The sequence below is a fragment of the Lignipirellula cremea genome (assembly GCF_056501455.1).
In genome coordinates, this window is sequence record NZ_CM151415.1 from 2,367,676 (window position 1) to 2,393,887 (window position 26,212).

Sequence of the window (26,212 nt, forward strand, 5' to 3'; positions counted from 1 at the left end):
GAGAACGCGGCTCGTTCGGCCCGCGCTCGTCGCGATCGGATCGCGAAGATCTGAACTCTCTGAGCAAACGGGGGGCCCCAATTCGACGAATCGCGAGACGTCGATGGCTTGGAGGTCGAACCCTACGGCAGGCGAATCTTCACTGGGTGGCGCTGGTTAAGACAACCAGCGCCACCCAAGCGGCACGATACCCGAGAGGATTCAGCTGAACCTGTGCGCCAGCCGCGGACCCCACGGCGCCCTCGCGGATCGTGGGCCGTTCCGTTCCCCTTGCGAGCCCCGACGGTCGCGGTAGAATCAGCAGCTTCCGCCTTCGGGAAGGGTCGGGGCGTTTCGTCCTGTGCCCCCTCCGATTCGCGGCTCGAACCAGCCGGCTCCTGCGGGAGCGGCGCCAGCGATGTGCGCTCCCTGGGAGCGACCGCCTGTCGAGTAGTCACTTCAGTTCGGAGCGCCCCAGCCTATGACGATCACGAAAGAACGCCGCCAGGAAGTCATCGCCGAATTTCGCAACGGCGAAGGCGATACGGGTTCGCCCGAGGTTCAGGTCGCGATCCTCACGTCGCGGATCAACAGCCTGACCCAGCACATGAAGACGCACAAGAAGGACTACTCGACCCGCCGCGGGCTGATGGGCATGGTGAGCCGTCGCCGCCGCCTGCTCGACTACCTGAAGCGGAAGAATCCGCGTCACTACCTGGAACTGATCGCGAAGCTGAACATCCGCAAGTAAGCGGCTGGAGCGGCGAAAGTCGCTCGCCGAACCTGCGAAAGCGTGAGAAGCCGGGGGATTTCCTTCCCGGCTTCTTCGCATTTGACGGCTTGCGGAACGCCCTTTTTCCGGATTTCTCGGCCGTAGTCTCTTTCGCCGGGGGCCATTCTCCCCCAAAATGCTCGGCTTGTAGAAATGACGGAAAGCGTCGCCGCGCCTGCACGGGTCTTCGAAAAGGCTCTCTGGGAACGGCGACTCGTCCCTTACAGGAAGGGACCGGGCGACATGGAGTCTCGCCCCTGCGCTTCTGACCGACCGCTTGTCGGGTCGTCGCGATCTCGCGACCGCTCGGACGCTCTCGTCGGCAGATCGGAGCACGTTCGCTCCGGCCACGCGGATCCGCTTTGCCGCGTTTCTCATCGAGGCCCCGAAGGCGGCGTCGTGCCGTCTCGTTCCTCGCCGGAAGGCTCGACCGTCGAGTTTTCCCGTCAAGGTCTCCGGCGATTCGCGCTGCGGGACTGTCGTATGGAATAGGTAGAACAACTAAGTGAAAGTACGCGTCGAAAAGCAGATCGGCGACCTGACGCTCTCCTTCGAGAGCGGTCAACTCGCCAAGCAGGCGGCCGCCTCCATCCTCGCCCAGTACGGCGAAACGATGGTTCTGACCGCGATGGTCACCGCTCCCAGCCGGGGACTCGATTTCCTCCCGCTCACCTGCGACTACCGCGAGCGCTTCGCCGCCGCCGGCAAGTTCCCGGGCGGCTTCCTGAAGCGGGAGGGTCGTCCGACCACCCGCGAAGTTCTGATCAGCCGCCTGATGGACCGCCCGGTCCGCCCGAATTTCCCGAGCTGGTTCAAGGACGAGGTCCAGGTTCTGGCCAACGTCCTCTCCTACGATCGGGCCAACGACCCGGATCTGCTCGCGATCAACAGCGCCTCGGCCGCGCTCTGGTGCAGCCAGCTTCCGTTCTACAGCCCCATCGGCTCGGTTCGCGTCGGTCGCATCAATGACCAGTGGAAGGTCTTCCCGACCCAGGAAGAACTCGAAGAGAGCGAAATCGACCTGATCGTCTCGGGCAACCGCGACTCGATCCTGATGATCGAGGGTTTCGCCCGCGAGATGCCGGAGGACCTCATGTACGAGGCCCTCATGTTCGCCCACAAGAGCCTGCTGCCGATTATCGACATGCAGGAAGAGCTGGCGAATAAGCTGGGCGTGCAGCGTCCGACGATCTCCGAACCCGCCCAGAGCGAGTTCCATGAGCCGCTCCGGCAGCGCTACTGGCACGACCTGGCCAGCGCGAAGACCATGCAGGGCTCGAAGGCCGACCGGTCCGAAGCCGCGAAAGCGATCAAGGAACGGGCCAAGACCGAACTGCTCGGCGAAGGCGAAATCCCCGAAGTCCGCGAACTGGACTTCAAGAAGACGTGGCATGACTTCGAACTGGAAGTCGTCCGCCGCAGCATCCTCGACGGCAAGCGTTCGGACGGTCGCGACAACAAGACGCTCCGCCCGATCGAGTGCCACGTCGACGTCCTCCCCCGCTCGCACGGGTCGGCCATCTTCCAGCGCGGCGAAACGCAGGCGCTGATCACGGTCACCCTCGGCACGGGTCGCGACGAGCAGCGCGTCGACGGCCTGATGGAGGAATACTCCAAGAAGTTCATGCTCGATTACAACTTCCCGTCCTACTCGGTCGGCGAAGTTCGCCCGATCCGCGGACCGGGTCGTCGCGAAATCGGCCACGGCGCTCTCGCCGAGCGGAGCGTGAACCCCGTCATCCCGGGTCCGGAAGAGTTCCCCTACACGATCCGCGTCATCTCCGACATTCTCGAGTCGAACGGCTCGTCGTCGATGGCGTCGGTCTGCGGAGCGACGCTCGGCCTGATGGCGGCGGGCGTGCCGATCCTGAACCCGGTCGCGGGCATCTCGATCGGTCTGGTCAAGGAATCCGACAGCGAGTGGACCCTCCTCACCGACATCATCGGCGACGAGGATCACTACGGCGACATGGACTTCAAGGTCGCCGGAACGCAGAACGGCATCACCGGCATTCAGCTCGACCTGAAGATCCGCGGCATTCACGCTGAGATCGTCAAGGCGACGCTGGGTCAGGCCCGGGACGCCCGGATCCAGATCCTGCGCAAGATGCTGATGACGATCCGCGAGCCGAAGACCGACATCTCCAGCCACGCTCCGCGTCTGAAGCGGCTGAAGATCGACGTCGACAAGATCGGCGCCCTGATCGGTCCGGGCGGAAAGCATATCCGCGGGATCCAGGAACAGACCGGCACCATCATCGAAGTCAACGACGAAGGCGTCGTCACCGTCGCCAGCTCCAACATGGAGTCGATGGCCGCGGCGGTCGCCCGGATCGAGGCGCTCACGCAGACCGTGCAGATCGGCAAGATCTACGACGGTCGCGTCGCCAGCATCCGCGACTTCGGAGCGTTCGTCGAAATCCTGCCCGGCAAGGACGGACTGGTCCACATCAGCGAGCTGTCGAACAACTACGTCGGCTCGGTGATGGACGTCTGCAAGGTCGGCGACGAGATGAAGGTGCTCGTCCTGGACGTGGACGAACACGACCGCGTGAAGCTCAGCCGCAAGCGGGCGCTGGAAGAACTGGGCGTCGAGGACGACTTCCAGGGTACCACGGCCGAATCCGCCGCAGCGCGTCCCCCGCGCAGCGAAGGAGACGAGGGCGGCGGTCGTGACCGCGGACCTCGCGGCGGCGGCGGAGGTCGCGGACCCCGAAGCGGCGGAGGCGGCGGACGTCGGTAGTCTCTGACTTCTGACGACGTTACCTGAAGAAGACCGTTCGCATTTGCGGGCGGTTGGGGCGAAAATCTAACGGCGGGTCGAACGCTCGGTTCGGCCCGCCGCTTTTCATGCAGGGTTTCCGTCCGTGAGCGCTCCCGAATCGACGATGACCGACCTCGACGCCGACCGGGATTACTGGAAGAACCGCTACCAGGAGCTGGCGGAGCTCGCCGGGTCGCTCGCGCACGAGATCAAGAACCCGCTCTCCGTCATCCGGATGAACGTGGAACTGCTGGCCGAGGATCTGGCCGAACTGCCGCCCGAAGATCCCAAGACCAGGCGGACGCTCCGCAAGGCTCAGATCGTGCAGGGGCAATGCTCCCGGCTGGAGAGCCTGCTCAACGACTTCCTGAAGTTCTCCCGCGTCCGACCGCTGGAACTCTCGCCCGGGAACCTGAACGATCCGATCCGCCGGGCGATCGAAGCCTTCGAGGTGCAGGCCGAGGCCCAGGGCGTGGAGGTCGTCAAATACTTCGACCGCGACCTGCCCGGGATGCTGCTCGACGCCGAGTCGCTGGAAGCGGCGGTGATGAACCTGGTGAAGAATTCACTGGAGGCCATGCCGACGGGCGGGCAGCTCATCGCCCGCACCCGCGACACGCGCAACGGCGTCGCGTTCGACCTGATCGACAACGGCTCGGGCATGGACGATCAGACCGCGATGCAGATGTTCCAGGCGTTCTATTCGACGAAGGACCAGGGGACCGGCCTCGGCCTCCCCATCGCGCGGAAGATCGTCGAAGCCCACGGCGGTCGCATCGCCGTCCACAGCGCGCCCGGCATCGGCACCAAGTTCACGCTCGAGTTCCCGACGCCGGCGAGGTTGGGGTAAGGGCGCGCTATTCCATTCCTGCTGCGTTCGATAACCATGCGAGGAAGTAGCGGCACGCTTCATCCTCAGTGTGGAATCGCCGTTCGGATGAACGTAGTCCGCGTTCGCTGAAGAACGTTCTCCATGTCCCGTCGGAGTCGCGACAAAGACAGCACGTCTGATCGACAATCTCTAGGATCGAGTAGTCGCTAGCGGGGACGCCTTTTTGTCGAGGCACAGTTTCAAGTTCGTCGACCTTCACGACTGGTCTCCAAAGATCCCGTTCAAAGGTCGTGAGAACGACAGGTGGGCCAAGGCCCACCCTACGGAGGAGAGCGCCTTCGACGAATAGTGAAGGTAGAAATCGCGCTCGCTCCAATCGGAATCAGCCACCAGAGACTGCCGAAGACGACGGCGCCGAAGAAGACCATGAAGGCGAGATAGGCCTGGACGAACCAGAACCAGGCGTCGCGGCGGGCGAGGGAGTCGGACCCGCCGAGCCATAGTGGCAAGGCGTCGGCGCTCCAAATGGCGACGCAGGCGTAGTTGAACCAGACGCCGTAGCCCGCGTCGATGCCGAGCGCATCGCGAGTCCGTTCGCCATCGACGCCCCCGGACCGGTTCGGACTCTACGCCCACTGCCGCGTCGCGTTCTCTCCCGACGGTATCTGCCTGGGCATTCTCGACGTCGATTTCTACAGTCGCGCAGCGGAGTCGCTGGGGAAGGCGAAAGAGGGCGAACGCGACTCGATCGAAACGAATGAGAGCTATCGCTGGCTCCAAGGTCTTCGCCTCGCCTGCGAACTGTCCGCGGAGCGTCTCGACGCGCGGGTCGCTCTGCGAAGAATGCACGACTTCGGCCTCGCCTGGCTCGCGTTTCAACCGACGGAATGACTTACGAATAAAAGACAGGCCAAGACCCACCCTACGAAGGAGAGACGCGTCGCCTCGAACACGACGCGGCCGCTGACTCGCGTTTTACGAGGGACGAGACGTTCGCCGTCACGATCGAACAGGGCGACGTCGTTCCAGTCGCCTTCGATCCCCAAGGCTCTGCGCGGGTTGGTCGAGACGAGCTGCAGCCAAACGACCAGATCGCCTCCCGTCGCGCGGTGAAACACGGGCCAGCTCTCGTGCAGCCTTGCGACGGCGCCGGCAAGAAAGACCCGCTGACCCGCGACGACGGCTCGCCCCTCGGGCAGCAGTTCGACCTCGCCCAGATGGGGCGTCGAATACGTTCCCGGCGGTTTGCCCCCCAGCCCCTGCACGTCGCTGACGAGCACGCTTCGAGACTGGCCCTTCGCCCTCAGCATGACCTTGAGCGTCGCGTCGGGCAGGTGGTGCCCGTCGGCGATGAAGCAGCCGAAGAGAGCGTCTTCGGCCAGCACTTCCCATAGCAGGTTCGGATGGCGGGGCAGCGTCGCCGCGCAACCGTTGCCGACGTGGGTGACCATCGTCGCCCCGGCCTTCGCCGCGGCGCGGATCGTCTCGCCGCTCGCGGCTGTGTGACCGATCGAGACGACCACGCCCGAGGCACGGACTCGCTGAATGAACTCGATCGCCCCAGCCCGCTCGGGCGCGAGCGTCAGCAGGCGGACGCGATTGCCGCTGGCCTGCTGGAACGCCTGAAACTCGGCCCCGTCGGGATCGCGGCAATCGGCAGCGGGATGGGCTCCTTTGTACCCCGGCTCTCCCGAAAGATAGGGCCCTTCCAGATGGATGCCGATCGGCAGCGCGCCGGTCGGAGCGTCCCGGCGCTCGACGGCCTCTATCGCCTGGCCCAGCCGCGCGAGGGCATGCAGCAGGCGTTCGCGCGAGGCCGTGACGATCGTGGGCAGATACCGCGTCACGCCGCCCGACGCCATCCCCGCGCTGACGTGGTCGAGTTGCTCGACGGTCAGGTCCTCCTGATTGAAGTCGACGCCGTCCCAGCCGTTGACCTGCAGATCGACAAGGCCGGGGAGGGCGATCGGATCGGACGCGTGCATGGCGGGAAACGGGGCGGGCGGAAGAATCGGGCGGAAGATTCGATCGGGCGGAGCGGGGGCGGCGGTCATTCTCGACTCGCCTGCCGCGCGTCACAATGACCGACCGGCGCGGCGAAAGTTCCTGCGCCCCGGCCTCTCTCCCGTCCGCCGGCGATGACGACGCTGATCGACCTTTATCGCGCGAAGCTCGATTCGTCCCGCGACAAGCGGGCGCTCCTCGCGGATGGCTTTCCGGGCGAGACCTGGGGCGACGTCGCCGAACAGGTCGACGCGGTCGGAAAGTTCCTGATCGAACAGGGCGTTCAGCCGGGGCAGCTGGTCGCCTCGATCAGCGAGAACCGCTGGGAGTGGATCGCGATCGACCTCGGCATCCTCTCGGCAGGCGCGGTGCATGCGCCGCTCCACCCGACGCTGGCGATCGAGCAGATGCTGGCCCAGCTTCGCCACGCGGAGCCGACGATTCTGTTCGTGTCGAAGCTGGAGACGGCCGAGCGCCTGCGATCGATCGGGCTGCCGCATTCGATTCGCACGATCGTCGCGCTGGACGCCGATCGACCCCAGCCGCTCGACTTCTGGGTCGACTGGTTCCTGGTGCTGTTGGCCGGTCAGCACGTCGAATCCGCCGAACTCGAACGCCGTCGCGACGCCGTCACGCCCGAATCGATCGCGACGGTGATCTACACCTCGGGCACGACGGGCAAGCCGAAGGGGGTGGTTCTGACGCACGGCAACATCGCGTCGAACGCCCGCGGCGTCTGCGCGGCCTACGCCGATCGACCGGGCGATCTGCGGCTGAACATGCTTCCGCTGTCGCACATCTACGCCCGAACGTGCGATCTCTACACCTGGCTCATCCGCGACACGGTCCTGGCGCTCGTACGCTCGCGGGAGACGATTCTGGAGGACTGTCAGGCGTACAAGCCGAACTCCCTCAACAGCGTCCCCTACTTCTATCAACGCGTCCTGCGCGGCCTGCGGGAGAAGGGCCTGCTCGAGACGCCCGGCGCCCTGAAGCAGGCGCTGGGGGGCGAGATCCGCATCTGCTATTGCGGCGGCGCCCGGTTGCCTGAGGAGGTCTACGAGGCCTTCGCCGCTCAGGGCGTGCCGCTGTTGCAGGGGTACGGCCTGACGGAGACCTCTCCCGTCATCACGGCCAGCACGCCCGATCGTCACGCCCCCGGTTCCGTCGGCCCTGCGATTCCCGGCATCGAACTGCGCGTGGAGGGCGACGGGGAGGTCGTCACCCGCGGGCCGCACGTCATGCAGGGGTACTACCGCGATGACGCGGCGAAGGCGGAGGTCCTGTCGCCCGACGGCTGGTTCCGCACGGGCGACCTGGGGCGGATCGACGACGACGGCATGCTCCGCATCGTCGGACGCAAGAAGGAGATGATCGTCACCGCGGCAGGGAAGAACGTCCATCCCGCCTATCTCGAATCGCTCCTCGCGCAGGAGCCGCTGATCGAGCAGGTCTGCGTGATCGGCGAAGGGCGGAAGCACCTCGCCGCGCTGATCGTCCCCAACCCCGAGCGCCTGCGGGCGGAGATCAAGCGGATGCGGCTCTGGGTCTTTTCGAAGGGCCAGGCGCTGCGGCATCGCAAGGTCCTGGCGCTCTACCGCGAGGCGCTCGACCGGCGTCTCGCCTGCGTCTCGCATCACGAGCAGATTCCGAAGTTCGTCCTGCTCGACCGGGCCTTCGCGATCGAACGGGGCGAAACGACGCCGAAGCTGAGCCTCTGCCGGACCGTCATCGAGGTCAATTACCGCGCCCTGGTCGAGCGGATGTATCGGGAATAGCCCAAGGCAGGCCCTATCACTTCGCTTCTTCGAACTCGATCTTCGTCACGGCAGTGAGTCCCTGCTCGCCGTTATAGGCGTCGCGCTTGCCGGAAACGACGACGCGGCGACCCTTCGCCAGCGGATTCTTCGTGGGGTTGAACTCTTTTCGCATCGAACTGGGAAGCTGCACCACGAGCGACGTTCCTGCGGCCTGCTCGTCGGCCAGACGCAGGCCGAAGTCGCCATTGAACGATTCCTCGATCACGCCCGCGACGCGAACCTTGGTATTCGCGGGCAACGCCAGCGCCTCGGTCACCGACTTCAGCCCCTCGACCGCCGTCGTCGTCGGACGGAACGCCGGCGTCGGCGCCGTTTCCATCTCCCGTTCGTCGATCCCGCGGTCGATCTCGGCGGGGCGGTCGTCCGGCACGCGAGCGTCGGCGACGCGATCGTCATTGCCGTAAGACGCCGGCGCCGGATCGGGCGGACCGTAGGGCGCTCCGAACGAACCGTAGGCGAACGTCTGCGGATTCCACGGATCGTATCCTCGCGGAGGCGACCGCCAGGGCTGGCCCCGATCGGGGTCGGTCATTTCGATCGGCGCCATCGGCGTGGGGGTCTGCTTGCCCGGGGCGTGACCGTTCCGCCCGTCGAAGCCGACGTAATCCTCCGGCTCGGCGAGCCAGTCGATCAGCGCCAGGCAGAGCTCGTCCGCGCTTCCCCGTCCGTCCCAGCCGTCATGGGTCTGTTTGCGATCGCCGTCATAGGGTCGGCGGTAACGGGGCGTCGGATCCTCGATCGGCGAGCTGTCGCCGATGAAGGCGGCCTTCCCCTTGCCGGGCTTCGAGATCGCGACGAACGGACCCTCCTCGGCCCCGCCGAAGTACAGCCCTTTGGTCGGCCCTTCGACGGCGTTCGACCAGCTTTTCGCGCCGTCGTCGTGGGCGAGATAGATGATCCCCTTGGCCTTCTTGGGATCGACGACGGCCAGCGTCGCCCCGGCGGCGATCAGGACGCGACCGACGTTCTGGGTGATCCCTTCGGCCTGATCGGGAGCGACGACGTCGGAGGCGCCGAACTTGTAGTCGATCGCGTTGAAGCGAAACCGGACGCCGAAGGTCTCCGCCAGCCAGCCCTTCGCGGCGTCCTTCGGATTGCGGTAGTCGCCGTAGGGGGCCGCCATGCGAAAGCGGGCGTCGTCGGACCGGTTGTAGCCGTTGAAGACCTCCGTCGCGTCCCAGCCGTCGTAGTCGCGGTCGGCGTTGTAGTGATCGCCGATCAGGAACAGGCCCTTTCCCGAATCGACGAACGCCTTCAGCGCGGCGTACTCGTCCAGACGCAGCGGACGGTTCGACTCCGCCATGACGAAGACGTCGGCCTGCTCGATCGCGTCGAGGGCGATGATGGCTTCGTTCTTCGCGCCCTCTTTCGCGGCGCCTGGCTTGCGATCGTCGGCCAGGAGGATCTTGCCGTCGCCGTTCAGATCCTTGCCGCGGTACTCGCGAACGGTATAGCCCCGGCGGACCAGTTCGTCGGCGAACCGCGAAAAGGCGCCGTCGATGACCCAGTCGGCGTTCCCTTCGGTTCCGCCGTGCGAAACGTCGAACAGGACCAGCTTGCCGTTATCGGCCTTCGTGGCAGGGCGCTTCTCCGGGATCTTCGCGTTCCAGTCGAACTCGTCGGCGGAGGTCGTCGTGGACGTGCAGCCCGTCAGCGAGAAGGCGAGCAGAGCGACGGGCAAGATGCGCCAGAAACGCATGGGCGAAGCTTCCACGAAGAGGAGGCGGCGAATCGAGCGACGATCGAAATCGACTGTTAAGCAGCCATGCGTTGGAAGGGTCAGGTATCGGCGAGATGCCAATCATCGTCCGAAAGGCGAGCGGGGGAGGTGAATCCCCCGAGTTCGTCGATCGAGCGCGGCGAAGATCGAGCATAGTCGATTCGAGTTCGCCGTCGTCGCTTGCCGCGACCTCGACCGTGCTTTCCGAAACGGCCTCGGGGGACTGACGTCCCCCGCTCGCCTGACGAATCAAAACCGAAGAAAGTCTCGGGCTGGAATCATCTTACTGCGATCCGCGCCGGGCGTCCCGTGGAGCGTCGGGCCGGTTGGCCGTAAAATCGACGCATGAGCGCTGAGGAGACGGATGGGCCGCCGATTTCGCCCGCGACGCTGAAGACCCTGCTGGTCGACAACGACAAGTACCACGCCCAGGCGATGCGCGAAAGCCTGGAGCGGGACGGCTATCCGTGCACCGTCGCGACCTCCGGACCCGAGGGCGCCAAACTGCTCGAGGAACAGTCCTTCGATATCGTCGTCACGGATCTCGTGATGGACAAAGTCGACGGCATGAAGATCCTCGAAGTGGCGCGAGGAAGGCAGCCCGAGGCCGCCGTGATCATGGTCACCGGCCACGGTTCGGTGCCGCTCGCCGTGGAGGCGATGCAGAAGGGCGCCTACACGTTCCTCGAAAAGCCGATCACGCCGCAGCGCCTGCGAGCGGTCGCCGCGATGGCGGCCGAGGCCGTGTCGCTCCGCCGCGAGAACAAGGAACTGACGCAGCGGCTCGACCGACGCTACGGCTTCGAGAGCATCCTGCACGCCAGTCCGCGGATGAAGCGGCTGATCGATCTGCTGAAGCGGATCGCGCCGACCGACGTCACCGTCCTGATCCAGGGCGAATCGGGCACCGGCAAGGAACTCGTCGCTCAGGCCATTCATCAGAATTCGCCGCGAAAGCGTAAGCCGTTCGTCGCCGTGAACTGCGCCGCGCTGCCCGAGACGCTGGTCGAAAGCGAACTCTTCGGGCACGTGAAGGGCGCCTTCACCGACGCGATGAAGGACCGTCAGGGGGTCTTCGAATATGCCGACGGCGGGACGCTGTTCCTCGACGAAGTGGGCGACATGCCCCTGTCGGCGCAGGTGAAGCTGCTCCGCGTGCTGCAGGAGCGGACGATCTCCCGCGTGGGCGATAACAAGCCGATCCCGGTCGACGTCCGCGTGCTGTCGGCCACCAATCGCGATCTCGGCGCAGCCGTCGATCGGGGAGAGTTCCGCAAGGATCTCTACTATCGCCTGAAGGTCTGCACCGCCGATCTGCCGCCGCTGCGGGCGCGGCCGGAGGACCTGCTCGTGCTGGCCGACGCCTTCCGGACGTCGATGGCCCAGCGTCACCACAAGAAGGTGAAGGGGTTCACGTCGGCCTCGTGGGCCGCGCTCAAGGCCCATGACTGGCCCGGCAACGTGCGGGAACTGCAAAACGTGGTCGAGAGCATGGTCGTCCTCGATCTGGACGGCGTGCTCGATCTGGACGATCTGCCGTCGGAGCTGGGCGGAACGGACTGGTCGGAAGAGCGACCGGGCCGGGCCGTCCCTGCCGACGCCGGCGGCGCGGCGACCGAACTGATCGGCAGGACCTGGGACGACATCGAACGCTGGGCCATCGAGAACACGCTCAAGTTCACCAGCGGCAACCGCGAAGAGGCCGCCCGGGTGCTCGATATCGGCGTGCGGACGATCTATCGCAAGCTCGAGAAGTACGCGAGGGAAGAGCAGGGCGAAGGCGAAGCCTCGACCGACGGCGTCGGCGATGACGAGACGCTCGGCCGCGCGGAGTCTGCATGAACGACCCCGTCATGGAGGATCGACAGCGCATCCGCCGCCTCTCGACCAGCGTGATCAACAAGATCGCGGCAGGCGAGGTCGTGGAGCGTCCTGCCAGCGTGGTGAAGGAGCTGGTCGAGAACTCCCTCGACGCCGGCGCCACGCGGATCGAGGTCCTGCTCGAAGCGGGCGGTCTGGAGCTGATCCGCATCGTCGACGACGGCGGCGGCATCGCGGCGGAGGATCTGCCCCTCGCGGTCGCAAGCCACGCGACCAGCAAGCTTCGCGAGGCGGACGACCTGTTCCGCGTCCGCACGCTCGGCTTCCGCGGCGAAGCGCTCGCGTCGATCTCCGAAGTCAGCCGGTTTCTGCTGCGCAGTCGTACGGCAGCCGAGGCCAGCGGCTACGAACTGGAAGTCAACGGCGGCGCCGTCAGCGAAGTCGCTCCCTGCGCCTGCGCGGTCGGGACGACGATCGAAGTTCGCGATCTGTTCTTCAATACGCCCGTCCGGAAGAAGTTTCTCCGCACGGCCCAGACCGAGGCGAGCCACGCGTCGGAGACGTTTCTCAGGCTGGCGCTCGCTTCGCCGAACGTGCGGTTCACCCTGCGACACGGCGGGCGGACGCTGTACGACCTGCCGGCGGAGTCGAACTGGACCGAGCGGATCGCCGCGCTCGCGGGCCGCGAAGTGGTCGATTGCCTGATCAGCGTGCAGAGTCGCGACGGCGACACGGCGATCGCCGGCTACGTCGCCGATCCGAGGCAGAGCCGGTCCAACAACCGCATGCAGTACCTGTTCCTGAACGGGCGACCGATCCGGGACAAGGCGTTGCAGCATGCGCTGACCGAGGCCTATCGCGGCCTGCTCATGACGGGGCGTCATCCGATCGCCTTCCTGCGGCTGTCGCTGCCGCCCGAGTCGATCGACGTGAACGTCCATCCGACCAAGATGGAGGTCCGCTTCCAGGAATCGGGGAAGCTCTACTCGCAACTGCTCGGCACGCTCAGGCAGAAGTTCCTCACGACCGACCTGACCGTGGCGGTCCGCGACCGGCGGGAGAGCGGGGAGTTCGATCCCTTCTCCGATCGGCCTGAGGCGCTGCAGGATCCGGCGACCGTCGAGCGCCGGCAGCAGGAGCTGGTCGACTGGGCCCGCGGACAATTCCCGAGCGTCGAATCGATCGGGGCTCCCCGGGATGCGGTCGGACGCGAACTTCCTCTGGACTATCGCCCCGTCGCGTATCAGCCGGGTGATCGTTCGCCGACGTCGGGCGAAGCGCCGGTCGAAGACGAGGGCTACACCGGCGGGCTGCGGATGCATGCCGTCAACCGGGAAGCCGTGTTCGATTCCTGGAATCAGGGAGGGACCGACGCCGTCGCGAAACTGCACGGCGGAGAGGCGTCGGACGACCAGGTGCGACGCGACGATTCGCACGCGATGCCCCGCGCCAGCCGGCACTCGGCGCCCCGGGCGATGCAGGTCCACAACCGCTACCTCGTCGCCGAAGACGAGGGGGGCATGGTCATCATCGACCAGCACGCCCTGCACGAGCGGATCATCTACGAACAGCTTCGCGTCCGAATCGCGGGCGGAGCGCTGGAGATCCAGCGTCTGCTGGTCCCCGAGGCAGTGGAACTGACCGGCGACGAAGCGGCCGCCGTCGGCGCCTCGCAGGATCTCTTCCGGCAGGTCGGATTCCTGGTCGAGCCGTTCGGCGGCAACGCGGTGCTCCTGTCGGGCTATCCGGCGCTGCTGGCGAGGATTCACCCGATCGAGGCGCTCCGCGAGGCGGCGGATCATCTGGTCCGCTCGGGCAAGGCGCCCGATCCGCGGGTCACGCTGGAAGGCCTGCTTTCGATGATGGCCTGCAAGGCCGCGATCAAGGCGGGCGATCCGCTGACGCCGGAGGAGATGGAATCGCTGATCGCCCAGCGCCACCTCTGCGACGACGCCCATCACTGCCCGCACGGACGCCCCACGTCGCTCCGCTTCAGTCGCGACGAACTCGACCGCCGGTTCAAGCGAACCTGAGCGCTTCGAACGCCGACGTTCCGCTTCCGGAAAAAACTCCGCCGGCGGCGCCGTAGCGTCTGGCGGAAGCGTAAGCGAAGTTTTATGATTCCGGCGCCTCTCATTCGTCAGAACGCGCCGATCGCTCGGACTCCGCCAGGAGTCGGGCGCGCGTCGCAGGGATCTCGTTCGGAACGACCAAGTGCCTTCAGGCTCCAACGGATTGGGCGCGGCCGCCGTCGTTCTCGAGACCGCAGTCGAGAACCTGGTCGAGAGGCCGGGCGACGGCTTCGCGCGGCTCGACCGACCGATCGAAGCGGTCGACGCGGAGGCTGAACTCTCCCTGTGCGAGCTTGCGAGCGCTCCGGTGCGGGAAGCGGTCGCAAGCGGACTGTTCGCCGGCGTCGTGACCGGCCTGGCGCTGCCCGACGGCAGGACGCAGATCCAGGCGGTCGGCCGACGCGACCTGGAATCGGGTGCGGCGATGGCGCCCGATACGCTCTTCTGGATCGCGTCGCTGACGAAGTCGATGACGTCGACGCTCGTCATGATGCTGGTCGAGGAGGGAAAAATCGCGCTCGACGCCCCGGTCGAGCGGTATCTGCCGGAGTTCGGGCGGCAGACCGTTCCGGGCTGGTTCGGCCTGGCGGCGAAGCCCCGCCGGCCTGCGACGGTCGTCGAACTGCTGCGGCACCTGAGCGGCCTTCCGGAGCGCTTCCCTCCCGACGAGCGTCCGCTCGATCGGATGACCCTGGCGGAAAAGTCCCGGCTCTGCGGCGGCCTCCGCCTCGTGTCGCAGCCGGGCGAGAGCCATCTTTATTCGAATCTCAATTACGAGGCGCTGGGCCGGCTGATCGAGGTCGTCTCGGGCGATTCGTTCGAGACGTTCCTGCAGGAGCGGCTGCTCGACCCCCTCGGCATGCGGGAGACCACGTTTTGGCCGACGGCCGCGCAACTCGACCGGCTGGCCCTGCCCTATGCTTCGGAAGGAGAGCCTGGATCGCTCGCGCGGCGCCCGTTCACCCTCGTCAGCGAGCCGTTCAACGACGCGGAACGACATCCGACGCCGGCGTTCGGTCTCTTCTCGACGGCGGAAGATTGCCTGCGCTTCTGCCGGCTCCATCTGCAGCATGGCGAGTGGCAGGGGCGACGCCTCTTCTCCGACGCTACCGCCGCCCAGATGCTGAGACGCTTCGAAGGGCCTGTCGGCGCCGAGTACCGCGGCCTCGCCTGGAGCGTCGCGCCGGGCTCCGCCTGCATGACCGGCGCCTACGGAACCTGGATGACGCTGCACCTGCGGCTCGACGTCGCGAGCGTCTTCCTCTCCGCTTCGGCGGACTTCTGGCAGAGCGTCCCGCAGGAGGCCTGTCGGGCCTTCGTCGGAAACGTCGGCGCCGAACTTCGCCAGGAACGGATCGCGCGGCGGCGTCGAACCGCCGCCGCACGACCGCACGCCGCGAATCGCCGGCGCCCGGTTCGCCAGCCGGTCGAGGGATAAGTAGCGAGAGCGAGCCGGGAAATAACGAACCAGTCGCAGCGCGACCATAGGGAAGCGCCCGAGCGTTGATCCGCAGGAGCGCTCGGCCTACCGTTAGGAAGCGTCGGCGTCACGTCGCCGGCGCTTCCTGGCCCGATGCCTCTCCCGCCGCTCGATCCTTTGACGCTTTCTCCTTCGCACCGCGGTGCCTTCGCTGCCTGTTCGTCGTTTATGGCATGGGCTCCGTTCACGGCGTGCGCTCTCATCGCGGCGATTCTCGCGACTCCGGCTTTCGCAGCGGAGGGGATTTCCGCGCCCCTGATTCCCGCGTCAGTACGCCAGTTCGTGGCGAACCGCTGCCTCGATTGTCACTCGGCGGGTTCCCCGGAAGGGGGGCTCGATCTGGAGAGCCTTTCGGCGGCGCTGACCGACGGGGAGACCGTGCGAAAGTGGACCGCGGCGTTCGACCGGGTGTCCGCCGGGGAGATGCCGCCCGAAAACGAAGAACGCCCCCAGCCGCAGGAGGTCGAGGCGTTTCGGTCGGCGCTCGCCCCCGCGCTGACGGTCGCCGATCGGGCCCATCGGGAGGTCGTGCAGCGCCGGCTGAATCGGGTGGAGTACGAGCACGCGATCCGCGATCTGCTGGGCGTCGCGATCGACCTGAAGGACCGGCTGCCCGCCGATCAGCAGGGGGGCGGCTTCGACAACGACGGCGCCGCGCTCGCCGTTTCGCCCGAACTGTTGCAGCTTCAGTACGAACTCGCCCGGGAGGCGATCGACGCCGCGCTCTTCGCCGGGCCGCGCCCCGAGACGAAGACCGTCGTCGCCGACTCTTACGACGAAGTGAACCCGTACGTCCCCAAGACGTTCGGGCGCGTCGACGATCGGCTGGTCGTCTACATGGACAACGCCACCTCCTACAGCAAGCTCTCCACGCGCAGCAAGCGCCTCCCCGTCGCGGGGCGGTATCGCTTCTCCTTCACCGCGGCGACCCATCGCAGCGAAAAGCCGATCGTCTTCAGCGTCGTCGGGTCGAACTTCGCCGGCGTCGCCGCCCGGAGCGTTCCGCTGGGTTGGTTCGAAGCGACCGCCGAACCGCAGCGCTTCGATATCGAAGCCGACCTCGACGAGAACTTCGCGATTCAGTTCTTCGGTCACGGTCTGTCGGGCTGGATCAAGGACGTCTCCGTCGGCGACCATCCCGGCGTCGGGTTCTCGCCCGTCGAGATCACGGGCCCGCTGTATGACGCCTGGCCGCCCGAGAGCCACCGCCGGCTCGTCGGCGACGTCGATCTGGCGACCGGCACGCTCGCGGAGGCGACGACGGTCTTCGCGAACTTTCTGCCCCGGGCTTTCCGCCGACCGGTCTCCGAGGAGGAGATCGCCCGCTACGTCGCGCTCGTCGAAGGGCGCATGGCGTCAGGGCGCTCGTTCGACGAGAGCCTTCGCGCCGCCCTCGCCGCGGCGCTCTGTTCGCCCTACTTCTTCTATCTGCACGAGGAGCAGCGGGCGCCCGGCGAGCAGATCGGCGATTACGAACTGGCGTCGCGATTGTCGTTCTTTCTGTGGCGCTCGATGCCGGACGACGAACTGTTCGGCCTGGCGGCGGAGAACCGCCTGCATGAGAAAGAAGTTCTCGCGCAGCAGGTCGAGCGGATGCTGAAGGATGCCCGGTCGGAACGGCTGGTGCAGGACTTCGTCAGTCAGTGGCTGAAGCTGCGGGAGATCGACGCGACGACGCCTGATACGAAGCTCTATCCCGAGTTCGACGAGCTGCTGAAGATCAGCATGGTTCGCGAGAGCGAGGCCTTCTTCCGCCTGCTGCTGCAGGAGGATCGCAGCGTCGCGAACCTGCTCGACAGCGACTTCGCGATGCTGAACGGTCGCCTGGCGAAGCATTACGGCATCGACGGCGTCGAGGGGCTGGCGATCCGCGAGGTGAAGCTGCCCGAGGAGAGCGTCCGCGGCGGCGTGCTGACGCAGGGCGCCATATTGAAGGTGACGGCCAACGGCACGACGACGTCGCCCGTGACGCGCGGCGCCTGGGTTCTGGAGAACCTGCTGGGTCAGGAGATTCCGCCGCCTCCGCCGAGCGTGCCGGGGCTGGAGCCCGACATCCGCGGCGCCCAGACGATTCGCGAACAGCTCGACAAGCATCGCGACGAAGCGAGCTGCAACGTCTGCCATCGGCACATCGATCCGCCCGGCTTCGCGCTGGAATCCTTCGACCCTGCGGGCAAGCATCGCGAAAAGTACCTGCGGTTCGTCGTGAACCCCGGCTTCGAAGAGCAGGGCTGGGGGAGCGTGCGACCCGTCGCCGACGTCGACGCCAGCGGCACGATGACGAGCGGCCAATCGTTCGAAGATATCCGCCAGTTCAAGCAGTTGCTGGTCGCCGATAAGGCCCGCTTCGTCCGTTGCCTGACGGAGAAGCTGACGACGTACGCCCTCGGTCGCGAGCTGGGCTTCTCCGACCGGGAAGCGATCGAACGCATCGCGAACCAGGCGGAGCAGCAGGGCGACGGCCTGAGGACGCTCGTGAAAGAGATCGTGCTCAGCGAAGCGTTTCAGGCAAGATAAGCAGATAGAGTTCTCCGCTCCTTCGGGCGGCGCTGGCTCCGCCAGTGCGGAATCACGATCAACTAACCACCGCGGCTCAATCATCGCTTCCGGAACACTGGCAGAGCCAGCGCCGACCGAAGGAGACTTGGCAGCCGTTGACTGAGTAATGAAACGATGATGAACCCACCCCAGCCCCTCTCCCGTCGCACCCTCCTACGCGGAGCGGCGGTCGCGATGGGCCTGCCGCTGCTCGACGCGATGATGCCGCATCGGGTCTTCGGCGCGCCCGCTCCTTCGCCCGCGCCGAAGCGGCTGGTCGCGATCAACATCCCGCTCGGCTTCTATGCGGACAAATTCTTCCCGCAGGAGTCGGGCGCGGACTACGCGCTCAGCCCCTACCTGGAACCGGCGGCGAAGATCCGCGGCAGGTTCACCGTCGTCTCCGGTACGAGCCACCCCGACGTCGACGGCGGCCACTCGGCAGAGAAATCGTTCCTCACCACCTCGCCCCGCCCCGGCGATCGGAGCTTCAAGAACTCGATCTCCCTCGATCAGTTCGCGGCGAAGCAGATCGGCGCCGAGACCCGCTTCGCATCGCTCACGCTGGGCGAGATGAGCCTCTCCTGGTCGGCCACCGGCGTCGCGCTCCCCGCGATCAGCTCGCCCGCGAAGGCCTTCGCCCGGCTGTTCCTCGCCGGCTCGCCTGACGAAGTCGCTCAGCAGCGTCGGCGGCTGGAGGACGGACAGAGCGTGCTCGACGTCGTGCTTGCCGACGCGAACGCCATGCAGAAGACGCTCGGCGCGACGGACCGCGCGAAGCTCGACCAGTACTTCTCCGCCGTCCGCGATACCGAGCGCGATCTGGTGAAGCAGCAGGCCTGGTCGACGCGACCCAAGCCCACGATCGACGCGAAGGCGCCCGGCGAGATCCCGACGAAGGACGTCTCGGGCAAGCTGAAGGCCCATTTCGAGGTCGTGCGGCTGGCGCTGGCGACCGATTCGACGCGAGTCGCCGCGATCGGCGGCAACGGCGGCAGCGAAGTCGCCCCGCTCCCCGGGGTGACGCAGGGCTATCACGGCCTGTCGCATCACGGCAAAAATCCGCAACTGGTCGCCGAACTGGAGGTCGTCGACCGAGCGACGATGCAGGCGTGGGCCGACTTCGTGATTTCGCTTGCCGAGACGCCCGACGGCGACGCCGATCTGCTATCCCGAACGCAGGTTCTACTCGGCAGCAACCTCGGCAACGCGAACGCCCACACGACGACGAACCTGCCGATCGTGCTCGCCGGCGGTGGTCATGCCCACGGCAAGCATCTGGCCTTCGATACGAAGCAGAACGAGCCCCTCGGCAACCTCTTCGTAAGCATGCTGCAGGACCTCGGCCTCGAAGCCGATCGCTTCGGCTCCGGGACGGCGACGCTGCGGGGACTGGCGTAAGGAGCGTGGGATTGGCGATGTCTTCTTCCTTAGGCCGGGTCATTGACTGTCAAGACTCGCCCTGCGAAGAAGGTCGCCTTCGGCGAAGAAGGATCGTCGCCGCGACGCTCGCCGCGATTGGCAGCAGCCACCAGAGACTGCCGAAGACGACGGCGCCGAAGAAGACCATGAAGGCGAGATAGGCCTGGACGAACCAGAACCAGGCGTCGCGGCGGGCGAGGGAGTCGGACCCGCCGAGCCATAGTGGCAAGGCGTCGGCGCTCCAAATGGCGACGCAGGCGTAGTTGAACCAGACGCCGTAGCCCGCGTCGATGCCGAACGCAGCGCGAGTCTGTTCCGCGGTCGCTGCGACCGCCGCGGCGTGACTTCCGTCATGCACCAGGAAGATGGCGACGACGGTGTGGATCGCGAGGCACGCCGCGCCGGCGGACCAGACGAGCTTCGCCGCCAGCGCCTGCCTCGCCGCTTCGAGCGGGAACCGCGCGAGGTAGCAGAGGACCGCCAGCCGGGCGAAGAGGAGCGTCAGGAACAAATGCGACTCGATACTGCATCCCAGGCGAGCGGAGGGTGTCAGCCCTCCGTCTTCTCTCGTTCCGTACCAGATTCCGGACACGCAGGACTCTCGCCCTGCGATGGCTGGAAAAGGCTTAGCCTATCCGAAGAAGACTATTGGGCGCCGAAGGAGGAAGTCGCGACTCCTTGATGTCGGAGATGATTTCATGCGGCCACTTCTCGATTTCCTTACTGTCGGCGATGCCTCGCATGAATTGCACGGGCAGGATGACATACCGATTTTCTGGGTCGGCGACCGCGAGAGTTTCCCACCAATCCTTTCTCACCGCACGCCACTGCCATCCATGACGCATCACGAGGTGCCATCCCCATAGCACGCCGAGCGCCGCAGCCGGAAACGTCGTTTTGCAGCGGAGCTGCTCGCCGGAGTTGATTCGTCGCAAGGCATCTTCGATCACGTCGACGATCTTGGGGTCGCTTATCGGAGGCGTTTCCCCCAGCATCTCCGTCGCCGCCTCCGTCATCTCCAGCTCGAATGCGTTGTGACGCATTTGCATTTCGATCAGTTCCACGACGCTCGCATCGACAGGCAGACCGCGGCCCGCGGCATCCATGAACGTGTAGATGTACTTTTCGCTGTACGTCCGGCTTGCCTGATCGTCAGTCATTCGGTTTTCTTAACTCAACTGCTTCGCCACTTCCCGCAGTTCCTTGGGAAGCTGGAAGTGGACCTGCTCGGTGCGGGTGACGCGGGTTTCGACCGTGGCGCCGAACTCTCGTTCGAGATAGTCGAGGACCTCCAGCACGACCGATTCGGGCGCGCTCGCGCCGGCAGTGACGAGGACAGTCTCTTTGCCGTCGAACCAGCTTCGGTCGATGTCGGACGCTCCGTCGATCAGGTAGGCCGGGATGCTGCGTTCGCTCGCGAGTTCCCGCAGACGCTGGCTGTTGGAACTGTTCGCGCTGCCGAGGACCAGCGTCACGTCGGCTTCGTCGGCCAGCAGTCGCACGGCCTCCTGGCGGTTCTGCGTCGCGTAGCAGATGTCGTCCTTGGGGGGCGAGACGATCTGCGGAAAGCGTTGCTTCAGTCTCGCGATGATGCGGTTGGCGTCGTCGACCGAGAGCGTCGTCTGCGTCAGATACGCGACCTTCGCGTCGTCGGGCAGGTCGAGCGTGGCGACGCTGGCCTCGTCCTCGACCAGCATCATGGCGTGCGGCGCCTCGCCCATCGTGCCGATCACTTCGTCGTGGCCTTCATGCCCGATCAGGAGGATGGTGTACCCCTCCTTCGCGTAGCGGATGGCTTCCAGATGGACCTTCGTCACCAGGGGGCAGGTGGCGTCCATCGCGGTCAGCTTCCGTTCCCGCGCCGCCCGGCGGATCTCCGGCGAGACTCCATGCGCCGAGAAGAGCAGGTAGGACCCGTGCGGCACCTCGTCGAGCGAGTTGACGAAGACGGCGCCCTTGTCGCGGAACGTCCGGACGACGTACTGGTTATGGACGATCTCATGATAGACGTAGACCGGCGCCCCGAACGCCTTGAGCGCCAGGTCCAGGCTCTCGACGGCCATGTTGACGCCCGCGCAGAAACCGCGGGGACTGGCGAGCAAGACTTTCATCGGGCGCTTTCGGACTTTCGCGATCGGAGCGAACGCGACGAACGGTCGGTACGGGCGGCATTCGCCGGCGGAATTCATTATAGAGCCGATGCCGCCGATGCGCCGCGAGCGGTTTTCGCGACGTCCGGGGGAAGATTGCCCTGCGTTGCGTGCGGCGCCGCCTGGAAGTAGCGTAAGGCGCTTCCTCCTTTCGCCGAAACTCCGCCCATGATCCGTCTGGCGATCTGCTGCGTCCTGGCCTCTTCGTTCACGGCCGGGATTCTGAGAGCGGAGGAAACGACGCATTCGATCTTCATCGCGGGGCCGGACTTCACCGGCATCCTGGGGGAGGACGGTAAGGAAGTCTGGAACGCGGGCAGGGCCGGAGCGCGGGACGGCTTCGTTCTGCCGGACGGTAACGTCATCGTCGCGTGGTCGGACGAAGTTCGCGAACTGACCCGAGACGGAAAGACGGTCTTTCATTACCGCCTGTCGGGCGACAACCAGGAGATCGGTACGGCCCAGCGACTCGACGACGGGCGCACCCTGATCACCGAACTGGGCGCGAAGCCTCAGGCGCTGGAGGTTGCCGCCGACGGAGAGGTCGCGGTGCGAGTGGTCCTCCAGCCGGAAACCGACAACGCCCACATGCAGACGCGGATGGCTCGCAAGCTGCCGAGCGGGAACTACCTCGCTCCGCATCTGCTGGCGTTCGCGGTGAAGGAATACTCTCCGACGGGCGAGGTGACGAAGGTACTGAAAACCGACCTCGAATCCCTCGGCGGTCGCTCCGCGGAGAACTGGCCCTTCACCGCGATCCGGCTGGAGAACGGCGCCACGCTGGTGAATCTAACGCATGGGAACAAGACGGTCGAGTTCGACGCCGAAGGTCGCGTGACGTGGAGCGTCAGCAACGACGACTTTCCCGATCGCAAGCCGTTCCGCGATCCGTGCGGCGGCCAGCGTCTGCCCAATGGGAACACAGTCATCGCCAGCTACGGCGCGACCGGTGACGCGATCAAGATCTTCGAAGTCACGCCGGACAAGCAGATCGTATGGACGAACTCGACGCACCGCGCCCACGAGATCCAAGTCCTGACCACGAACGGTCAGCCGATCGAAGGCTCGCCGATGAAGTAAACCGCCGAATCACGTTCGCGGTTCACTGTCGCTGACTGCGCCCGACCGTCGCGATCTCGATCATTCCTCGATCAGATGCACCGCGTGAATCGGCGGGAGGTGCGTCGCGACGCAGGTCCAGCGTTCCCCGCCGTCATCGGTCGCGAAGAGATTACCCGTCGTCGTGCCGAAGACCAGACGCTCTCCGGTCGAATCGATGGCGAGCGCGTGGCGATAGACGATGTCCCACGCGTTCTCCTGAGGCAGCCCGTCGCGCAACTCGCGGAAGGTCTCGCCGCCGTCGTCGGTCTTCAGTACGACCAGCCGTTCGTCGACCGGCACGCGGACTTCGTCCTTCTGGGCCGGAACGAACCAGGCCGTTTGCGGATCGGCCGGATGCACGGCGACCGCGAAGCCGAAGGCGGAGACCGGCACGGTCGTCAGCTCGCGGAAGTTCGCCGCGCCGTCGGTCGAGGCGAAGATGCCGTTGTGATGCTGCACCCAGAAGCCTGCGGGCTCCGCCGGACATTGCACCAGCAGGTGAGCGTCCTGGATGTTCTGGTCGTACTGCTGCTCGGGCGGCATGAACTCCGCCCGCAGGCCTTTGCCGATCAGGGACCACGTCTGGCCGTCGTCTTCGCTGCGCCAGACTCCGCCGCAGGAGATGGCGAGCGTGATCGTGCGGGGCGTCTCGGGCCGGATGCAGATGGAATGGATGCCGGGCTCGTCCTTGCCGCCGCCGAACCAGCCCTTGCGGCGCTCGTCGTCCCACAGCGATCGGCAGAGCGTCCAAGTCTCTCCCATATCGTCCGACCAGAACAGACCGCCCGGGATCGTGCCGGCCCATAGCCGCGTCTGGCCGTCGATCGTCCGCGAACCGAACGACCAGATCTCCTTCAGGGCCGCGGGCTTCTCCTGATTGAAGGAGTAGGCGGTCTCTCCTTCCGGAAAGACCGGCACGGCGATCTCGGTCCAGGTCGCTCCGCCGTCGTCCGAGCGATGGAGCTTCGCGCCGAAGTGCCCCAGCGACAGCGACGCGAACAGCACGTCCGTCCCCGGCAGAGCGAACGACGTCGAGACGTTCGATCCACGGAAGGACGTCTTCGCCAGCTTCCAGCTCTCCGCGCTTCCCGTCGCGGATTCGTAATCGAGCAGACCCTTCCGGGTGGAGACGGACAGACGCATGGGGCGGCTCCTAGGATCGAACGTACTGTCACAAAGATCGATAACGTAATCCGACAAGTCCCGCTCTTCTCGGGTGGCACTGGCTCTGCCAGTGTCGACGTGCGAAAGGAGCCGTCGACGATGGCCAGTCGTGACCGGGGCCTCACTGGCGGAGCCAGTGCAACAAATTGCGTTCGTCGTTTCGAGTTCGTCTTGTCCGTAAATGCAGCGATCTTCCAGACTTACCTTTTCTCGTCGCCAAACGAAGAAGGAGGCAGGTCATGGAAGATCGCTTGTGGGAAATCGTCGTGCAGTTCGTCCCCGAAGACAAGCCGAGATCGGGTCGTTACTCGACTCGCCAGATCGTCGCCGTCATCCTGTGGGCCGTCCTGCACGATCGTCCGATGTGCTGGGCCTGCCGCGCGGAGAATTGGCCGAGCGAACGTCGTCCCGAGCGCCTGCCCGTGCCCAGCACGATCAGTCGGCGTTCTAGAACGCCCGAGTTGCGAGCGGCTCGCGAAGCGGCTCAGGCCTCGCTCGCCGAACGACTCGGCCCTCCGACGCAGGCCGCCGCGATCGACGGCCAGCCTTTTCGCGTCAGCGACTACAGCCGCGACTCCGACGCGAAGAACGGCCGGGCCTATCGCCGCTTCGGGCGAGGCTACAAGCTGCACGCGGTCATCGACGGGCGAGGCGTCGTGCTGCGGCACGAGGTGCGTCCGCTCAACGAACAGGAACGACTCGTCGCGAAGCGACTCCTGCCTTCGCTGGCCGGCGTGGTGCGACGGGTCTTCGCCGACGGGAACTACGACAGCGGACCGATTCACGACTGCCTGAAAGGGACCGGCGTGAAGTTCTACTCGCCGCTGATGAACAACTACGTCCGTCCAGGCGGTCATCGCCGCCGCCGCGTGCTGCATCGCGTGATGAACCATCCGCTGGGCGAACGCATCGGCTTGGCTCGGGAGCATATCGAGCGCCAGTTCGCGCGGATGACGAACGTCGGCTTCGGGCTCAAAGGCCTGCCCAATTGGGCGAGGACGCTGCACCGCGTGGAACGCTGGATCAGCCATAAGATCTTGCTCCACCACGCCTACCTGCTCGTCCGAGCCCAAGGAGCCTGACGCAATTTGTTGCAGTGCCACCCGAAGGAGCCCATCGCTCCGGGCTTTCGTTACCCGCCGCTCAGGGCCTGCATCACGTAGACCTCAGAAGCGGGCCCGACGGCGTCGGTGAGCAGCTTGCGGTCGCGAATCATCTGGCCGTCGACGAAGACGACGACGTGCTGCCTCAGCGAGCGCTGATCGTCGAGCACGTACCCTGCCAGCTTCGGCGCCGTCGCGAAGACCTCGTCGAGCGTCGACCGGACGTTCGCTCCGCCCGCCTGGACTTCGCCCGGCAGTTCGAGATGGCGATGCAGGTGCGACGAGAACCGGACGATCGCCATCGGGGTCTGCTCACGAACGGCACGCATCGCCGCGAAACGGATTAGCGTGGACTATTGTCGTTTACCTGCGCAGGCGTTCAAGATCGTTTGCCTGCAATCGGGGCGGCAGCGATTCATGACCGACCGGCGATTCCGTCCGCTATCATGGAACCCGCGGCGTTGCCGCCCTCCTCTCCAGTTCTCCGCCGATTCGCCCGCCCCTTCGGAGCCTGCTGCCATGCGCTTTCGATCGTTCCGCATCTCCTTCGCGCGTCTCGTGGCGTGCGCCTTCTCCGTCGCGATTCTGCCGGGCGTCGCCGTCTTCGCGGAGGAGAGCCCGATTCCGACGAAGCCGCCGACGGGCGACGAGCCGGGGTGGGTCGCGATCGGCGAAGCGGACCTGGTCGACGTCAACGGGAACGAAGATACCTGGACCTTTCCCGAGCCCGGGCTGATCAAGACCACCGGCGTGCCGGTCGGCGTGATCCGCACGAAGGAGAAGTACGAGGATCTCGAGATCCTCGTCGAGTGGCGCCATCTCAAGTCGGGCGGAAACTCGGGCGTCTTCGTCTGGGCCAGCGACGAGGCGCTGAAGGATCTCAAGCCGGGGCAGCTTCCGCCCGGCGGCATCGAAGTCCAGATCCTCGATCACGGCTACGCGGAGCAGTACGAGAAGTCCACAGGCAAGAAGGCCGAGTGGTTCACCACCAACGGCGACGTCTTCCCCGTCGGCGCCTCGAAGATGAAGCCCTTCCCGCCCACCTCGCCCGGCGGCGAGCGGTCCTTCCCCAAGAAGAATCTGAGCAAGGGGACGCCCGAGTGGAACAGCTACTACGTCCGCTGCAAGGACGGCGAAGTTCGCCTGTGGGTGAACGGCGAAGAAGTCTCCGGCGGCTCGGATTGCCAGCCCGCGTCCGGCTACATCTGCCTGGAGGCCGAAGGGGCGCCTGTCGAGTTCCGCAACCTCAAGTTCCGCCGGATGGAATAAGGCGCACGACGGCCTGTGCGGAGCCCGGTCGGCTGCGCTGCCCCTGCTTTTCGCTTGCCCGCGTCGAAGCTGATCCGCGGGCGAGCAGGGCTTTCGCTTAACGACGCGTCCGCGCTCGTTTCTGGGGCGCGGCGGACGTTACGTCGGCGCGTGCGCGCTTGTCAGTAAAGGTCTAACGCCGGGCGCCGCTTCTCCGCCCAC

21 protein-coding genes are annotated in these 26,212 nt (G+C 66.0%); 13 read left to right on the forward strand and 8 right to left on the reverse strand.

Annotation, left to right across the window (positions count from 1 at the left end; translation table 11 throughout):
• Window positions 1-460: 460 nt before the first annotated feature.
• The 3 genes from rpsO to SH602x_RS09205 all read left to right on the forward strand — a co-directional run bounded on the left by rpsO (window position 461) and on the right by SH602x_RS09205 (window position 4,365).
• Window positions 461-730, forward strand: a complete 270-nt coding sequence (rpsO, locus tag SH602x_RS09195; RefSeq protein ID WP_479468616.1) for a 30S ribosomal protein S15 — start codon at window positions 461-463, stop codon at window positions 728-730.
• Window positions 731-1,256: 526 nt separating this feature from the next.
• Window positions 1,257-3,494, forward strand: coding sequence for a polyribonucleotide nucleotidyltransferase (gene pnp / locus SH602x_RS09200; RefSeq protein WP_479476504.1), 2,238 nt, complete (start codon window positions 1,257-1,259; stop codon window positions 3,492-3,494).
• Window positions 3,495-3,618: 124 nt separating this feature from the next.
• Window positions 3,619-4,365 carry a sensor histidine kinase gene (locus SH602x_RS09205; RefSeq protein ID WP_479476505.1) on the forward strand — a complete coding sequence of 249 codons (747 nt, stop codon included), beginning with the start codon at window positions 3,619-3,621 and terminating at the stop codon, window positions 4,363-4,365.
• 302 nt (window positions 4,366-4,667) lie between these two features.
• On the opposite strand, the gene SH602x_RS09210 is transcribed toward SH602x_RS09205, so the two are convergent.
• Complete coding sequence (locus SH602x_RS09210) at window positions 4,668-4,856, reverse strand: hypothetical protein (protein ID WP_479476506.1); 189 nt, start codon at window positions 4,854-4,856, stop codon at window positions 4,668-4,670.
• Between the two features lie 61 nt (window positions 4,857-4,917).
• Here SH602x_RS09210 and SH602x_RS09215 point away from each other — a divergent pair, with 61 nt between their 5' ends.
• On the forward strand, window positions 4,918-5,238 hold the full coding sequence (locus SH602x_RS09215; protein WP_479476507.1) for a hypothetical protein: 321 nt from the start codon (window positions 4,918-4,920) through the stop codon (window positions 5,236-5,238).
• On the opposite strand, the gene SH602x_RS09220 is transcribed toward SH602x_RS09215, so the two are convergent.
• Window positions 5,223-6,401: an N-acetylglucosamine-6-phosphate deacetylase gene (locus SH602x_RS09220; RefSeq protein ID WP_479476508.1), complete on the reverse strand. Its 1,179-nt coding sequence runs from the start codon at window positions 6,399-6,401 to the stop codon at window positions 5,223-5,225. The genes SH602x_RS09215 and SH602x_RS09220 overlap by 16 nt on opposite strands.
• Before the next feature lie 84 nt (window positions 6,402-6,485).
• Here SH602x_RS09220 and SH602x_RS09225 point away from each other — a divergent pair, with 84 nt between their 5' ends.
• Entirely contained in the window at window positions 6,486-8,129 is a 1,644-nt protein-coding gene (locus SH602x_RS09225; protein ID WP_479476509.1) for an AMP-dependent synthetase/ligase, read from the forward strand.
• A 16-nt stretch (window positions 8,130-8,145) separates the two neighbouring features.
• Here SH602x_RS09225 and SH602x_RS09230 read toward each other — a convergent pair whose 3' ends face one another.
• Complete coding sequence (locus tag SH602x_RS09230) at window positions 8,146-9,870, reverse strand: DUF6359 domain-containing protein (protein WP_479476510.1); 1,725 nt, start codon at window positions 9,868-9,870, stop codon at window positions 8,146-8,148.
• Between the two features lie 366 nt (window positions 9,871-10,236).
• On the opposite strand from SH602x_RS09230, the gene SH602x_RS09235 reads away from it, so the two are divergent.
• The 5 genes from SH602x_RS09235 to SH602x_RS09255 all read left to right on the forward strand — a co-directional run bounded on the left by SH602x_RS09235 (window position 10,237) and on the right by SH602x_RS09255 (window position 19,203).
• Entirely contained in the window at window positions 10,237-11,733 is a 1,497-nt protein-coding gene (locus SH602x_RS09235) for a sigma-54-dependent transcriptional regulator (RefSeq protein WP_479476511.1), read from the forward strand.
• Window positions 11,730-13,745 carry a DNA mismatch repair endonuclease MutL gene (mutL, locus tag SH602x_RS09240; protein WP_479476512.1) on the forward strand — a complete coding sequence of 672 codons (2,016 nt, stop codon included), beginning with the start codon at window positions 11,730-11,732 and terminating at the stop codon, window positions 13,743-13,745. The genes SH602x_RS09235 and mutL overlap by 4 nt, the downstream gene beginning before the upstream one ends.
• 181 nt (window positions 13,746-13,926) lie before the next feature.
• Complete coding sequence (locus SH602x_RS09245; protein WP_479476513.1) at window positions 13,927-15,222, forward strand: serine hydrolase domain-containing protein; 1,296 nt, start codon at window positions 13,927-13,929, stop codon at window positions 15,220-15,222.
• 324 nt (window positions 15,223-15,546) lie between these two features.
• Entirely contained in the window at window positions 15,547-17,781 is a 2,235-nt protein-coding gene (locus SH602x_RS09250) for a DUF1592 domain-containing protein (RefSeq protein WP_479476514.1), read from the forward strand.
• 156 nt (window positions 17,782-17,937) lie between these two features.
• Complete coding sequence (locus SH602x_RS09255; RefSeq protein ID WP_479476515.1) at window positions 17,938-19,203, forward strand: DUF1552 domain-containing protein; 1,266 nt, start codon at window positions 17,938-17,940, stop codon at window positions 19,201-19,203.
• Window positions 19,204-19,252: 49 nt separating this feature from the next.
• Here SH602x_RS09255 and SH602x_RS09260 read toward each other — a convergent pair whose 3' ends face one another.
• The 3 genes from SH602x_RS09260 to ispH all read right to left on the reverse strand — a co-directional run bounded on the left by SH602x_RS09260 (window position 19,253) and on the right by ispH (window position 21,335).
• Window positions 19,253-19,735, reverse strand: coding sequence for a hypothetical protein (locus SH602x_RS09260; protein WP_479476516.1), 483 nt, complete (start codon window positions 19,733-19,735; stop codon window positions 19,253-19,255).
• Between the two features lie 115 nt (window positions 19,736-19,850).
• Complete coding sequence (locus tag SH602x_RS09265) at window positions 19,851-20,384, reverse strand: hypothetical protein (protein ID WP_479476517.1); 534 nt, start codon at window positions 20,382-20,384, stop codon at window positions 19,851-19,853.
• A 9-nt stretch (window positions 20,385-20,393) separates the two neighbouring features.
• A complete protein-coding gene (gene ispH / locus SH602x_RS09270; protein WP_479476518.1) occupies window positions 20,394-21,335 on the reverse strand; it encodes a 4-hydroxy-3-methylbut-2-enyl diphosphate reductase in 942 nt (313 codons plus the stop codon).
• A 207-nt stretch (window positions 21,336-21,542) separates the two neighbouring features.
• Here ispH and SH602x_RS09275 point away from each other — a divergent pair, with 207 nt between their 5' ends.
• The gene (locus SH602x_RS09275; protein ID WP_479476519.1) at window positions 21,543-22,454 is read left to right on the forward strand and encodes a beta-propeller domain-containing protein; all 912 of its coding nucleotides are present in this window, start codon (window positions 21,543-21,545) and stop codon (window positions 22,452-22,454) included.
• A gap of 60 nt (window positions 22,455-22,514) precedes the next feature.
• Here the strand turns inward: SH602x_RS09275 and SH602x_RS09280 are convergent, their stop codons facing one another.
• Window positions 22,515-23,618: a WD40/YVTN/BNR-like repeat-containing protein gene (locus SH602x_RS09280; protein WP_479476520.1), complete on the reverse strand. Its 1,104-nt coding sequence runs from the start codon at window positions 23,616-23,618 to the stop codon at window positions 22,515-22,517.
• A gap of 260 nt (window positions 23,619-23,878) precedes the next feature.
• Here SH602x_RS09280 and SH602x_RS09285 point away from each other — a divergent pair, with 260 nt between their 5' ends.
• On the forward strand, window positions 23,879-24,721 hold the full coding sequence (locus tag SH602x_RS09285; RefSeq protein WP_479476521.1) for a transposase: 843 nt from the start codon (window positions 23,879-23,881) through the stop codon (window positions 24,719-24,721).
• A 50-nt stretch (window positions 24,722-24,771) separates the two neighbouring features.
• Here SH602x_RS09285 and SH602x_RS09290 read toward each other — a convergent pair whose 3' ends face one another.
• Window positions 24,772-25,071, reverse strand: a complete 300-nt coding sequence (locus SH602x_RS09290; protein WP_479476522.1) for a MoaD/ThiS family protein — start codon at window positions 25,069-25,071, stop codon at window positions 24,772-24,774.
• 190 nt (window positions 25,072-25,261) lie between these two features.
• Between SH602x_RS09290 and SH602x_RS09295 the strand changes: the two genes are divergently transcribed.
• Window positions 25,262-26,011 (forward strand): 3-keto-disaccharide hydrolase, encoded by a 750-nt coding sequence (locus SH602x_RS09295; protein ID WP_479476523.1) that lies wholly within the window; start codon window positions 25,262-25,264, stop codon window positions 26,009-26,011.
• Window positions 26,012-26,212 lie beyond the last annotated feature (201 nt).

What these genes read in the sequence shown, in the direction of transcription:
- rpsO (WP_479468616.1), top strand. Translation starts at nt 461, where the DNA reads ATGACGATCACGAAAGAACGCCGCCAGGAAGTCATCGCCGAATTTCGC.
- SH602x_RS09215 (WP_479476507.1), top strand. Translation starts at nt 4,918, where the DNA reads ATGCCGAGCGCATCGCGAGTCCGTTCGCCATCGACGCCCCCGGACCGG.
- SH602x_RS09220 (WP_479476508.1), bottom strand. Translation starts at nt 6,401, where the DNA reads ATGACCGCCGCCCCCGCTCCGCCCGATCGAATCTTCCGCCCGATTCTT.
- SH602x_RS09225 (WP_479476509.1), top strand. Translation starts at nt 6,486, where the DNA reads ATGACGACGCTGATCGACCTTTATCGCGCGAAGCTCGATTCGTCCCGC.
- SH602x_RS09230 (WP_479476510.1), bottom strand. Translation starts at nt 9,870, where the DNA reads ATGCGTTTCTGGCGCATCTTGCCCGTCGCTCTGCTCGCCTTCTCGCTG.
- SH602x_RS09235 (WP_479476511.1), top strand. Translation starts at nt 10,237, where the DNA reads ATGAGCGCTGAGGAGACGGATGGGCCGCCGATTTCGCCCGCGACGCTG.
- mutL (WP_479476512.1), top strand. Translation starts at nt 11,730, where the DNA reads ATGAACGACCCCGTCATGGAGGATCGACAGCGCATCCGCCGCCTCTCG.
- SH602x_RS09255 (WP_479476515.1), top strand. Translation starts at nt 17,938, where the DNA reads ATGATGAACCCACCCCAGCCCCTCTCCCGTCGCACCCTCCTACGCGGA.
- SH602x_RS09265 (WP_479476517.1), bottom strand. Translation starts at nt 20,384, where the DNA reads ATGACTGACGATCAGGCAAGCCGGACGTACAGCGAAAAGTACATCTAC.
- ispH (WP_479476518.1), bottom strand. Translation starts at nt 21,335, where the DNA reads ATGAAAGTCTTGCTCGCCAGTCCCCGCGGTTTCTGCGCGGGCGTCAAC.
- SH602x_RS09275 (WP_479476519.1), top strand. Translation starts at nt 21,543, where the DNA reads ATGATCCGTCTGGCGATCTGCTGCGTCCTGGCCTCTTCGTTCACGGCC.
- SH602x_RS09280 (WP_479476520.1), bottom strand. Translation starts at nt 23,618, where the DNA reads ATGCGTCTGTCCGTCTCCACCCGGAAGGGTCTGCTCGATTACGAATCC.
- SH602x_RS09285 (WP_479476521.1), top strand. Translation starts at nt 23,879, where the DNA reads ATGGAAGATCGCTTGTGGGAAATCGTCGTGCAGTTCGTCCCCGAAGAC.
- SH602x_RS09290 (WP_479476522.1), bottom strand. Translation starts at nt 25,071, where the DNA reads ATGCGTGCCGTTCGTGAGCAGACCCCGATGGCGATCGTCCGGTTCTCG.
- SH602x_RS09295 (WP_479476523.1), top strand. Translation starts at nt 25,262, where the DNA reads ATGCGCTTTCGATCGTTCCGCATCTCCTTCGCGCGTCTCGTGGCGTGC.